Here is a 12,307-nt window from a genome sequence, read left to right as displayed (position 1 = left end):
CGCCCAGCCCTACCCCAACACCTCGCGCAGCCGGACCGCGAACCGGTCCGGGTCGTCGGCGAAGCCGATGTGACCGCCCGGGAACCTGGTCGGCTCGATCCCGAGACCCTCGGCGAGCGCCTCCGACGTGCGCTCGCACAGCTCGCCGCCCGAGTCCTCGCCGATGCCGACCACGATCCGGCTCGACGCCGCCCGCAGCGCGTTCAGGTCGGGCACCCACCGCACGGTCGGCCGCAGCATGTGCTCGTACTGGAACCGTTCGTCGGCGAGGTCCTGCGGCGAGCGCTCCCCGCCGAACATGTGCTCAATCACCTCGTCGGGCAGGTGGATGTTCGCGATGGCCATGAACTGCCGCCATGCGCCCAGCGAGTCGCCCGCCAGGTAGGTGGCGATCATCTCGTCGGTCCGCCGGAGCAGGTCTTCCCGGTCCTCCACGAGCTGGTCGAGCGGCGGTTCGTGGGCGATCACGGTGTGCGCCAGCTCGGGGTGCGCCTGCGCGAGCGCCAGCACGCTGACCGCGCCGCCGCTGGAACCCAGCACGGCCGCCGGGCCCACGTCCAGGTGCCGGATCAGCCTGGCCAGGTCGTCGGCACGCAGTTCGGGCGTCGCGTCGCGGTCCGGGTCGTCGACCTTGCTGCGGTTGATGCCGCGCGGGTCCGTGGTGAGCACGGTGTGGTCGGCGGCGAGCAGGTCGGCCAGCGGCTCGAACGACCTGGCGTCCATCGGCGCGGCGGCGAGCACGACCAGCGGTCCCCGGCCGCGCACCTCGTAGTGCAGCAGCGCGTCGGGCACCCGCAGGGTGTCGGTAATGGCGGTCTTGGTCATCGCGGTCCTCCTGGAACGGCCTCTGAAGTGCTCGATCGCCGGTAGTGACTCCGCGGGTGGGGCAGAATCGTCGCTCGTGAGCGAAGTTTCTCCGGCGAGTTCCGCGACGGGCGTCGAGGAGCCCGACCTGGCGCGGGCCCGCGAGGGCGACGGCGAGGCGTTCACCCGCCTGGTCGAGCCGCTGCGCCGGGAGCTGCACGCGCACTGCTACCGCATGCTCGGCTCCACCCACGACGCCGACGACGCCCTCCAGGACGCCCTGCTGCGGGCGTGGCGCGGGCTCGGCCGCTTCGAAGGGCGCAGCTCACTGCGCTCCTGGCTGTACAAGGTGGCCACCCGCACGTGCCTCGACGCGGTGGAGAGCCGGGGTCGGCGGGCGCTGCCGGTGGACCTGGGGCCGGCCAGCGAACGCGCGGTGATCGACAACCCGCCCCGGACGGACGTCGCCTGGCTCGGGCCGTACCCGGACGAGGGCTTGAGCGACAGCTGCCCGGCCGGGCGCTACGCGCAGCGCGAAGCCGTCGAGCTGGCGTTCGTCGCCGCCCTGCAACACCTGCCCGGCAACCAGCGGGCGGCGTTGCTGCTGTTCGAGGTGCTCGGGTTCTCGGCGGCCGAGATCGCCGCCATGATGAGCACCTCGGCCACGTCGGTGAACTCCGCGCTGGCCCGTGCCCGCCGGGTGGTCGCGGAGAAGGTGCCCGCACGCACCCAGCAGCAGACGTTGCGGCTGCTCGGCGACGCGCGCCTGCGGCAGGTCGTGGCCGACTACGCCGGCGCGCTGGAACGCGGCGACGCCGACACCATGGTCGCGCTGCTGACCGAGGACGTCACCTGGTCCATGCCGCCGCTGCCGCACTGGTACCGCGGCATCGAGGCGGTCGCCGACTTCGTCACGCGGGTGCCGTTGGGCGACTGCCCGCCGTGGCGGCACCTGGTGACCAGCGCCAACGGCCAGCCCGCCGTCGCCTGCTACCTGTGGGACGACGGCGCGGGCGCGTACCCGGCGTGGGCGGTCAACGTGCTGACGCTGCGCGGCGACCGGATCCGCGACGTCACGTCGTTCGTCGGCGCGGAGCACTTCCCGGCGTTCGGCCTGCCCGCCTCACTGCCGTGACGTCACGTCACCAGCCGGCGGCGCGGACGACCTCGTGCGCGATCTCCTCGACCGACCTGCCGTCCGTCGCGATCCGGACGGTGCCGGGCGGGGCGTCCGCGTCCAGCAGGCGGGCCATCGCCAGGCTCCGCTCGATGTGCGGCGCGAGCTGCGAGCCGATCTCACGGCGGGCGAGGCGTTCCCGGACGGTCGCCTCCTCGGCGGTGAGCAGCACGCACGTCGAGCGGACGTCCCCCTCGCCCATGGCACGCCGGATCATCGGCTCCTCCAGCACGCTCACCGTGTTCGTGTAGACCAGCCGCGACTGGCCGAGCGCGGCGTAGTTGGCCCACACGGCGGCCAGGTTGCGCTCGGTGATCCCGGTGCGGTGCGGGTCGTCGGCGGGCGCCGGGTGGATCTGGTCCAGGAAGTCGCCCTCCACCAGGCAGTGCGCCGTGCCCCTCCCTTGGAGCACCTGGGAGACCTCCCAGCCGACGCTCGACTTGCCCACCCCGGCGCCGCCGCCGATCAACATCAGCTCACGCGTGATCACGGCGGTCAGACTGCCACGATCCAGCCTCCCGTGACACCGGGTTCCGGCCTGCTCCACGTACCGTCATGTGGCACGATCACGCACGTGACCAGCACCTCCGCCGCGACGCAGCACCTGCGCGACCTGGCCCTGCTGCGCCGGGTCCGCGACCGGATGGACCGCGAGTTCGCGCAGCCGCTGGACGTCGAGGCGCTCGCCCGCGGGGTGAACATGTCGGCCGGGCACCTCAGCCGCCAGTTCCGGCGCGCCTACGGCGAGTCACCGTACTCGTACCTGATGACGCGGCGCATCGAGCGCGCGATGGCGTTGCTGCGGCGGGGCGACCTGAGCGTCACCGAGGTCTGCTTCACGGTCGGCTGCTCGTCGCTCGGCACGTTCAGCACCCGGTTCACCGAGCTGGTCGGCGTGCCGCCGAGCGAGTACCGGCGCCACGCGACCGGCGCGACGGTCGGCATGCCCGCGTGCGTGGCGAAGCAGGTCACCAGACCGGTCAGGAATCGAGAAGCGCCCACTTCGGGCCTCACCTAGCGTGACCGTCATGGACATCAGCATTCACCAGACGTTCCTCCCGCAGGACGACCCGGACGCCGCGCTCGCCTTCTACCGCGACACCCTCGGCTTCGAGGTCCGCAACGACGTCGGCTACGAGGGGATGCGCTGGATCACGGTCGGTCCCGCGGGGCAGCCCGGCACGTCCATCGTGCTGCACCCGCCGGCCGCCGACCCCGGCGTCACCGAGGAGGAGCGCCGCACCATCGTCGAGATGATGGCCAAGGGCACCTACGCCGGGATCAACCTCGCCACCAAGGACCTCGACGGCACGTTCGACCAGCTCCAGGCCGGTGGCGCCGAAGTCGTCCAGGAACCGACCGAGCACCCGTACGGCATCCGCGACTGCGCGTTCCGCGACCCCGCGGGCAACCTGATCCGCATCCAGCAGCTGCGCTGAACCGCACCCCACCGCGAGCCGCCCCGCTCCGACGTCCGCAGGAGCGGGGCGACCGCGCACCCGCGAACGCGCCCAGCCCAACCCAGATGGAGACACGATGAGCAAGGCCACCAGGACGGACGCGCAGTCGCCCGAGCCGCACCTCGCCGACCGCCACGACCTGATCCGCGTGCAGGGCGCGCGCGTGAACAACCTCAAGGACATCAGCGTCGAGATCCCGAAACGCCGGCTGACGGTGTTCACCGGCGTGTCCGGCTCGGGCAAGAGCTCCCTGGTGTTCGGCACGATCGCCGCCGAGTCGCAGCGGATGATCAACGAGACGTACAGCGCGTTCGTGCAGGGCTTCATGCCGACGTTGGCGCGGCCCGAGGTCGACGTGCTCGACGGGCTGACGACCGCGATCATCGTCGACCAGGAGCGGCTCGGCGCCAACCCGCGTTCGACGGTGGGCACCGTCACCGACGCCAACGCCATGCTGCGCATCCTGTTCAGCCGGCTCGGCACGCCGCACATCGGCCCGCCCAACGCGTACGCGTTCAACGTGCCGTCGGTGAAGGCCAGCGGCGCGATCACGGTCGAGCGCGGCGGCAAGACCAAGGCCGAGAAGGCGACGTTCAACCGGCTGGGCGGCATGTGCCCGCGCTGCGAGGGCATGGGCTCGGTCAACGACTTCGACCTGACCGCGCTGTACGACGACAGCAAGTCGCTCAACGACGGCGCGCTCACCATCCCCGGCTACAGCATGGACGGCTGGTACGGCCGCATCTACCGCGGCTGCGGCTTCTTCGACCCGGACAAGCCGATCCGCAAGTACAACAAGCGGGAGCTGCACGACCTGCTCTACAAGGAGCCGACGAAGATCAAGGTCGACGGGGTCAACCTGACCTACTCGGGCCTGATCCCGCAGATCCAGAAGTCGTACCTGTCCAAGGACGTCGACGCGATGCAGCCGCACATCCGCGCGTTCGTGGAGCGGGCGGTGACGTTCACGACCTGCCCCGAGTGCGACGGCACGCGCCTGGCGCAGGAAGCGCTGGCGTCGAAGATCAAGGGCAAGAACATCGCGGACCTGTGCAAGATGCAGATCAGCGACCTGGCCGACTGGGTGCGCGACCTCGACGAGCCGTCGGTGGCGCCGCTGCTGGTGAACCTGCGGAGGGCCCTCGACTCGTTCGTGGACATCGGGCTGGGCTACCTCTCGCTCGACCGCCCGTCGGGCACGCTGTCCGGCGGCGAGGCGCAGCGCACCAAGATGATCCGCCACCTCGGCTCGTCCCTCACCGACGTCACCTACGTCTTCGACGAGCCCACCATCGGCCTGCACCCGCACGACATCGAGCGGATGAACGCCCTGCTGCTCCAGTTGCGGGACAAGGGCAACACCGTGCTCGTGGTCGAGCACAAGCCCGAGGTGATCGCGATCGCCGACCACGTGGTCGACCTCGGCCCCAAGGCGGGCACGGGCGGCGGCGAGGTGGTGTTCGAGGGCACCCTCGAAGGGCTGCGCGCGGCCGACACGCTCACCGGGCGGCACCTGGACGACCGGGCGTCGTTGAAGGAGACCGTGCGGACGCCGTCGGGTGCGCTGGAGGTGCGCGGCGCCGACACCCACAACCTGCGTGACGTGGACGTCGACATCCCGCTCGGCGTGCTGTGCGTGCTCACGGGTGTCGCCGGGTCCGGCAAGAGCTCGCTGGTGCACGGCTCGGTGGCCGGCCGCGAGGGCGTGGTGGTGATCGACCAGGGCGCGATCCGCGGCTCGCGGCGCAGCAACCCGGCGACGTACACGGGCCTGCTCGAACCGATCCGCAAGGCGTTCGCCAAGGCCAACGGCGTGAAGCCCGCGTTGTTCAGCTCGAACTCCGAGGGCGCCTGCCCCACGTGCAACGGCGCCGGCGTCATCTACACCGAGCTGGGCGTGATGGCGACCGTCGAGTCCACGTGCGAGGACTGCGAGGGCAAGCGGTTCCAGGCGTCCGTGCTGGAGTACACGTTGGGCGGCAAGGACATCGCCGAGGTGCTCGCGATGTCCGCGGTCGAGGCGGAGGCGTTCTTCGAGACCGGTGACGGTCGGGTGCCGGCCGCGCACAAGATCCTCGACCGGCTCGTGGACGTCGGTCTCGGCTACCTGTCGCTGGGGCAGCCGCTGACCACGCTGTCCGGCGGTGAGCGGCAGCGGCTGAAGCTGGCGACCCAGATGGCCGAGAAGGGCGAGGTTTACATCCTCGACGAGCCGACCACGGGCCTGCACCTGGCCGACGTCGAGCAGCTGCTCGGCCTGCTGGACCGGCTGGTCGACTCGGGCAAGTCGGTCATCGTCATCGAGCACCACCAGGCGGTCATGGCGCACGCGGACTGGATCATCGACCTCGGCCCCGGCGCGGGCCACGACGGCGGCCGGATCGTCTTCGAGGGCACCCCGGCCGACCTCGTCGCCAAGCAGTCCACCCTGACCGGCGAACACCTCGCCGCCTACGTCTCCTGACCAACCCGCGAGAGTCCTACGTCCAGCACGCGAGAGTCCTACGTTCACGACCCCTGAATTCAACGCTCAGCACGCGGAGCCAGGTGAGGCGCCCGCTGCGAACGTTGAATTCAGGGTGTCCGAACGTAGGACTCTCGCGACGTGAACGTAGGACTCTCGAAGGTTAGGAGGTGGGGGTGAGGCGCACGGCGGTCCAGGAGACGGGTGGCAGGACGACGTGCAGGTCGCCGTCGGCGATGGTGGCGGTCTGCGGTTGCGGCACGACGCGGTCCGGGTCGGATTCGGTGTTGGTGGCCGAGCCGTCCGGGTCGTGCACGGTCCACGCCTCGGCGACCTCCACGTCGCCGAACGCGGCCAGCGCGACCCGCAGGTCGACCGGCTCCGAGCGGTGGCGGTTGACCACGAACACCACCGTGTCGCCGGTCTCCTCGTCGTGCGTGGCGACCGAGTCGACCACCGGGACGTCACCGAAGCGCTTGGTCGAGTAGGTCGGCGAGGTGGTCTCCACCCGCAGCACCTTCCCCCGCGCCAGCCGCGACGTCAGCGCGAACGGGTGGAACGTCGTCTGCCGCCACGCCGGGCCGCCCGGCTCGCTGCGGATCGGCGCGATCACGTTCACCAGCTGCGCCTGGCACGCCACCGCCACCCGGTCGCTGTGGCGCAGCAGCGAGATCAGCAGGTTGCCGACGACCACGGCGTCGGTGACGTCGTACTGGTCCTCGATGACCCGCGGCGCGACCTCCCACTCCGTGCGCGCCTCGGCCTGGAACCGCTTCATGTACCAGACGTTCCACTCGTCGAACGAGAGCGTGATCTTCTTCTTGCTCTTGAGCCGCGCGCCGACCGCGTCCGCGGTGGCCACCACGCTGTCGATGAAGTGGTCCATGTCCGCGGCGGAGGCCAGGAAGCTGTCCACGTCGCCGTCGAGCACCTCGTAGTAGGCGTGCAGCGAGATGTGGTCCACCTCCTCGTACGCCAGCTCCAGCACGGTGGACTCCCACTCGCCGAACGTCGGCATGGACGAGCTGGAGCTGCCGCACGCCACCAGTTCCAGGTCCGGCTCCGCCTGCCGCAACGCGCGAGCCGTCTCGGCGGCCAGCCGACCGTACTCGTGCGCGGTCTTGTGGCCGAGCTGCCACGGGCCGTCCAGCTCGTTGCCCAGGCACCACAGCTTCACGCCGTGCGGCTTCTCGGAGCCGTTCTCGCGGCGCAGGTCGGACAGCTGCGTGCCGCCTTCGTGGTTCATGTACTCGTGCACGTCGAGCGCCTCGGCCACACCGCGCGTGCCGAGGTTCACCGCGTACATGACCTCGACGTCGGCCTTGCGCGCCCAGCGGACGAACTCGTCGACGCCGACCTCGTTGGTCTCCAGGCTGTGCCACGCGAGCTCACGGCGCACGGGCCGCTGCGCGACGGGCCCGACGCCGTCCTCCCAGCGGTAGCCGGAGACGAAGTTGCCGCCGGGGTAGCGGACCAGCTCGACCCCCATCTCACGGGTCAGCTCCAGCACGTCACCCCGGAACCCGTCCTCGTCGGCGGTCGGGTGGCCGGGTTCGTAGATGCCGGTGTAGACGCAGCGGCCCATGTGCTCGACGAACGACCCGAAGAGGCGGCGTCGCACGGGCGCGATGACGTAGTCGGGGTTGAGGGAAAGGGAGGCGTTGAGCACGATGCTCCTACTTCAGGGCACCCGCGGCCGCACCGCTGCGCCAGAAGCGCTGCAGCAGGACGAAGGCGACGATGAGCGGGACGATGGCCAGCAGTGAGCCGGTCACCACGAGGTTGAACAGCATTCGGGTGCCTGCCTCCTGCTGGGCGGTGTTGAACCAGGTGGTCAGGCCCACGGTGAGGGGGTACAGGTCGGCGTCGCTGAGCATCACCAGCGGCAGGAAGTAGTTGTTCCAGGTCGCGACCAAGGTGAACAGGAAGACGGTGACGAGGGCGGGCCGCATCATCGGCACCACGATCTGCCAGAAGATGCGCAGCTCCCCCGCCCGGTCGATGCGGGCGGAGTCGATCAGCTCCACCGGCACGCTCTCGTCCACGTAGACGCGGATCAGGTACGCGCCGAACGGGCTGAGCAGCGACGGCAGGATGACCGCCCACATCGTGTCCACGAGTTCCACTTCGGACAGGATAAGGTAGGTCGGCAGCACGAGCGCGGTGGCGGGCACCATGATCATGCCGAGCAGCGCCGTCTCGAACAGCCTCTTGCCGGGGAACCGGAACCGGGCCAGGCCGTAGCCCGCGGCCGCCGCCAGGGCCGTCGCGCCCACGGCGCTCAGCCCCGAGTACAACGCCGTGTTGACCAGCCACTTGCCGTACGCGCCGTCGTCCTCGCGGAACAGCTGCCCGATGTTCTCGACCAGGTTGAACTCGGCGAACCACAGCGCCGGGCTGTCGAGCAGGTCCGGCTGGCTCTTGGTGGCCGCGACGAGCACCCACAGCAGCGGGACGAGGAAGTACAGGATGCCCACGCCCATCAGCAGGTGCGGGAGCCGGGTGTTCACCTTGGGCCGGTTGTCGGCTTTGCCGAGGGTCATGCGCGCTTCCCCCGCCTGCGGTTGTTGACGAACACAAACACGTAGGCCACCACGAAGACGAGGAAGCCGAGCGCGAACGAGATCGCCGCGGAGTAGTGGAAGTCCGAGTAGGCGAACGCCTGGTTGTAGGCGTAGAGGTTCGGCGTGTACCCGGCCGAGATCTGCGGCGCGAACCGGGCCATGATCTGCGGCTCGGTGAAGAACTGCATGGTGCCGATGACGGTGAAGATCGCGGCCAGCGAGATCGCCTGCTTGATCGCGGGCACCTTGACCCGCAACGCGATCTGCACCGGCGACGCGCCGTCGATCATCGCGGCCTCGTACATCTCCCGCGGCACGCCCTGCAACGCCGAGTACAGGATGATCATGTTGTAGCCGGTCCACGCCCACGTGACGATGTTGCCCAGCGACACCAGCAGCAACGAGACGCTGAAGAAGTCGATCGGCTCGCCGCCGACCAGCGTCGGCAGGTCGGCGAACGGCCCGAACGTGCGGCTGTAGAGGAAGCCCCACATGAGCGCGCCGACGACGGCGGGCACGGCGTAGGGCATGAACGCGACGAGCCGGAACGCCAGGGCGAACTTCGTCGTCACGGCGTCCAGCGTGAGCGCGCCGGCCAGCGCGATGCCGAGCATGACCGGGATCTGCACGAGTCCGAAGAGGACGACCCGCAGCAGGCCGTCCAGCAGCAACGGGTCGGTGAACGCGCGCACGTAGTTGTCGATGCCGCTGAACCGCGTGCCGACGGCGAGGCTCTTGCTGGACAGGCTGAGCCAGAACGCGTACCCCAGCGGCACGATCAGGAACGCGACGACGACGAGGAAGAACGGCAGGACGAACAGCATCCCGGCCACGGGACGGGCGGTGACCCGGCGCGACCGCCGCCGCGCGCTGGACTCGACCGGTGCGGCCGGCGGGTCGTCGGCCTCGGGCGCCGTGATCGACGGGGACCGCGTCACGGTGGACCTCCTGACTTGGCCTGGGCGAGGGCTGACTGGGGACCGCGGGCCCGCCGCGCGCTCGACGCGGCGGGCCGGCGGGCGTTACTTGCCGACCTTGAAGCCCTGCTGCTCGGCGTACGCGACGACGTTCTCCTGCGTCTGCTCCAGCACCGTGCTCCACGGCCTGCTGCCCGACATCGCCTCGGCGCTGCGGTCGTTCAGCTCGCTGTACACGAAGTCCTGGAACGGCGTGAACTGGAAGTCGCCCAGCTTCTCCGACACCGGCACGAAGATCTCGTTCACCTTCTGGCCGTTGAAGAAGTCGTAGGCCTTGCCGGTGAACGCCGGGTCCGCCGCGACGTCCTTGACCAGCGGGTAGAGGAACGCCTTGTCCAGGCCGATCTGCCAGGCCGCGTCGGACTTGCCGAACAGCTCGCGCGCCACGGTGGTGGCGGCCTTCGGGTTCTTGGCCTGCTTGGTCACGGTGAACGTGGAGCCGCCCCAGTCGCCCTGCTCGTCCGCGCCCGCGGTCCACTGCGGCATCGGCGCGACCGCCCACTTGCCCGCGGTGTTCTTCAGCGAGCCCGCCAGGTAGCCGGGCGTCCAGCCGGCCGCGGCCCACGTCCAGTACTTGCCGGAGTCCAGCGCGGCGGTGGCGTCGGCGGTGAAGAACGGGTCCTTGGCCATGAGGCCCTTGTCGACCAGGTCGCCGACCAGGTCGACCACCCGCTCGCACTCGGGCGCGGTGAGGTTGATCTTCACCTGGTCCTTGGCGGTGGTGTGCGAGTAGCCGTACGGGCGGCAGCCGGACTGCCACATCAGGCCGTTGAGCCAGCCTCCGTCGCTGCCGAAGCTCGCGATGTGCGCGTTCGGGTCGATCGCCTTGATCTTCACGGCCGCTTCGGCGTACTCGGCCCACGTGGTCGGCACCGGGATGCCGTGCTGGTCGAACAGGTCCTTGCGGTACATCAACGCCATCGGTCCGCCGTCGACCGGGATCGCGTAGACCTTCTCGCCGTCGGTGGCCTGCTCCCACGCCCAGTCGGCGTAGAGGCCCTTGTCCTCGTTGGCGCCGTGCTCGCCCATGTCCGCCAGGGCGTCGAGGATGATGAACGTGGGGATCTGCTGGAACTCCACCATCGCCACGTCCGGCGCGCCCTTGCCCGCGGTGATCGCGGTCTTGAGCTTGGCGTAGTGGTCCGCCCCGGTGCCGGCGTTGGTCCACTCGACCTTGATGTCGGGATGGCTGGCGTTGAACGCCTCGACCACCCCCTTGAACTCCGGGTACCAGGCCCAGACGGACACCGTCACGGGTCCGTCGTCGCTGCTCGCCCCGCCGCACGCGGCCACGGCGAGCAGGCCGCAGGCGGCGAGCCCTCCTCGGAGTTTCGCCAACCAGGTGGTGCCGAGCATGAGTGCGCCTTTCCGTCGCGGCATGCGTCCGGGCATGCGCGACCGCGATCACGGTGCGTGAACGAGACGGACAAGGTAAGCGGCGACCCCACGAGGCGCGAACTGGTGCCTGGAGGCCGGGTCCGGGTGTCGCACCACGGCCGGAGGGTCCTGGGGACCTCACCGTGTCTGCCACCGTGGCACCGGGTCTTGCTGCGCTGCAAAGCACTATGTACGGGGTTTTGCCGCGCTGCAAGACCTCACCTGAAGTTAATTCAAACGAGATTTGAGACGGTTGCGCCGCGCCGGCGGGCCGGGGCTTGTCGTGGCGGGGGCCACGATGCACACTCCTTTGCAGCGCTGTAGCGGTGGGGCCGCCGCGCCGGTCCGACGGAGGAGAACGATGCGCGACGCCACTCTGCGTGACGTAGCAGAGCTCGCCGGTGTGTCCGCGCGAACGGTCTCGAACGTGGTCAACGGCTACGCCAAGGTCACCGCGCGGACCCGCGAGAAGGTGGAGCGGGCGATCGACGAGCTGGGCTACCGGCCCAACGTGCTCGCCCGCAACCTGGCCAACGGCCGGTCCGGGCAGATCGCCGTGGTCGTGCCCTACCTGGACACGCCCTACTTCGCCGAACTGCTCCAGGCGATCATCCCGAGGGCGCGCGAGCGCGGCTACAACGTGCTGATCGACCAGACCGACGGCGACCCGGCGCACGAGCGCGAGCTGATCCGGCGTGGCGCGCGGGCGCTGCTGTTCGACGGCATGATCTTCAGCCCGCTCGGGCTGGCCCAGGAGGACCTGGACGACGGCGATCCGACGCTGCCGCTCGTCGTGCTCGGCGAACGGTCGTCCAACGGCACGTTCGACCACGTCGGGATCGACGACGTGGCGGCGGCGCGGGAGGCCACCGCGCACCTGATCGGCCTGGGCAGGCGCCGGATCGCGGCCATCGGCGACCAGCCGTACCCGACCGGCGAGGCGGCGCAGCTGCGCACGCTCGGCTACCGGCAGGCGCACGCCGAGGCCGGGTTGCCGGTGGACGAGTCGTTGATCATCCACACGCCGAGGTTCAACCGGGCCGACGGCTCGGGCGCGATGCGCCTGCTGCTCGACCGGGACGACCCGCCGGACGCCGTGTTCTGCTACAGCGACCTGGTCGCGCTCGGCGCGCTGCACGAGGTGCTGGCGCGCGGGCTGCGCGTGCCCGAGGACATCGCCCTCATCGGGTACGACGACATCGAGGACGGCCGCTACTCCAACCCGACGATCAGCACCGTGTCGCCCGACAAGGTGACCATCGCGACCACGGCGGTGGAGCGGCTGCTCGCGCGCATCGGCAGCACGGAGCCGTTGCCGGGCATCGAGGTGCGCGCCGCGCACCGGCTCATCGCCCGGCAGAGCACCCTGGGCCGCGCCGCCTCACCCCGTCCTGAACGTTCAACTCACCTGTTCCGAACGTAGGACACGCGCGTTCTGAACGTAGGACACGCGCGACGCGAACGTAGGACTCTCGCGCGTGTGA

The 12,307-nt window shown here is 70.3% G+C and carries 11 protein-coding genes; 5 read left to right on the top strand and 6 right to left on the bottom strand.

The features are described 5' to 3' along the window. Window positions 1-9: 9 nt before the first annotated feature. Window positions 10-825, bottom strand: coding sequence for an alpha/beta fold hydrolase (locus ADK67_RS36310; protein ID WP_053721083.1), 816 nt, complete (start codon window positions 823-825; stop codon window positions 10-12). Window positions 826-901: 76 nt separating this feature from the next. Here ADK67_RS36310 and ADK67_RS36305 point away from each other — a divergent pair, with 76 nt between their 5' ends. Continuing rightward, window positions 902-1,939: a sigma-70 family RNA polymerase sigma factor gene (locus tag ADK67_RS36305; protein ID WP_053721082.1), complete on the top strand. Its 1,038-nt coding sequence runs from the start codon at window positions 902-904 to the stop codon at window positions 1,937-1,939. Window positions 1,940-1,946: 7 nt separating this feature from the next. Here the strand turns inward: ADK67_RS36305 and ADK67_RS36300 are convergent, their stop codons facing one another. Continuing rightward, complete coding sequence (locus ADK67_RS36300; protein ID WP_053721081.1) at window positions 1,947-2,471, bottom strand: hypothetical protein; 525 nt, start codon at window positions 2,469-2,471, stop codon at window positions 1,947-1,949. Between the two features lie 84 nt (window positions 2,472-2,555). On the opposite strand from ADK67_RS36300, the gene ADK67_RS36295 reads away from it, so the two are divergent. From ADK67_RS36295 to ADK67_RS36285, 3 genes are all read left to right on the top strand, one after another. Beyond that, window positions 2,556-2,999: a helix-turn-helix transcriptional regulator gene (locus ADK67_RS36295; protein WP_053721080.1), complete on the top strand. Its 444-nt coding sequence runs from the start codon at window positions 2,556-2,558 to the stop codon at window positions 2,997-2,999. A gap of 10 nt (window positions 3,000-3,009) precedes the next feature. After that, window positions 3,010-3,420, top strand: a complete 411-nt coding sequence (locus tag ADK67_RS36290; RefSeq protein WP_053721121.1) for a VOC family protein — start codon at window positions 3,010-3,012, stop codon at window positions 3,418-3,420. 97 nt (window positions 3,421-3,517) lie between these two features. After that, the gene (locus ADK67_RS36285) at window positions 3,518-5,905 is read left to right on the top strand and encodes an ATP-binding cassette domain-containing protein (protein ID WP_053721079.1); all 2,388 of its coding nucleotides are present in this window, start codon (window positions 3,518-3,520) and stop codon (window positions 5,903-5,905) included. A gap of 163 nt (window positions 5,906-6,068) precedes the next feature. Here ADK67_RS36285 and arfA read toward each other — a convergent pair whose 3' ends face one another. From arfA to ADK67_RS36265, 4 genes are all read right to left on the bottom strand, one after another. After that, window positions 6,069-7,574: an arabinosylfuranosidase ArfA gene (arfA, locus tag ADK67_RS36280; RefSeq protein WP_053721078.1), complete on the bottom strand. Its 1,506-nt coding sequence runs from the start codon at window positions 7,572-7,574 to the stop codon at window positions 6,069-6,071. A gap of 7 nt (window positions 7,575-7,581) precedes the next feature. Next, a complete protein-coding gene (locus ADK67_RS36275; RefSeq protein ID WP_053721077.1) occupies window positions 7,582-8,448 on the bottom strand; it encodes a carbohydrate ABC transporter permease in 867 nt (288 codons plus the stop codon). After that, entirely contained in the window at window positions 8,445-9,407 is a 963-nt protein-coding gene (locus ADK67_RS36270) for a carbohydrate ABC transporter permease (protein ID WP_231648518.1), read from the bottom strand. Before ADK67_RS36270 ends, ADK67_RS36275 begins: the two co-directional genes overlap by 4 nt. A gap of 84 nt (window positions 9,408-9,491) precedes the next feature. After that, on the bottom strand, window positions 9,492-10,802 hold the full coding sequence (locus ADK67_RS36265; protein WP_053721076.1) for an ABC transporter substrate-binding protein: 1,311 nt from the start codon (window positions 10,800-10,802) through the stop codon (window positions 9,492-9,494). A 382-nt stretch (window positions 10,803-11,184) separates the two neighbouring features. Between ADK67_RS36265 and ADK67_RS36260 the strand changes: the two genes are divergently transcribed. Then, window positions 11,185-12,246, top strand: coding sequence for a LacI family DNA-binding transcriptional regulator (locus ADK67_RS36260; protein ID WP_053721075.1), 1,062 nt, complete (start codon window positions 11,185-11,187; stop codon window positions 12,244-12,246). The last annotated feature ends 61 nt before the right edge of the window (window positions 12,247-12,307 follow it).

The organism is Saccharothrix sp. NRRL B-16348 (assembly GCF_001280085.1).
Taxonomy (GTDB): domain Bacteria; phylum Actinomycetota; class Actinomycetes; order Mycobacteriales; family Pseudonocardiaceae; genus Actinosynnema.
This window is presented reverse-complemented; position numbering and strand designations above follow the sequence as displayed.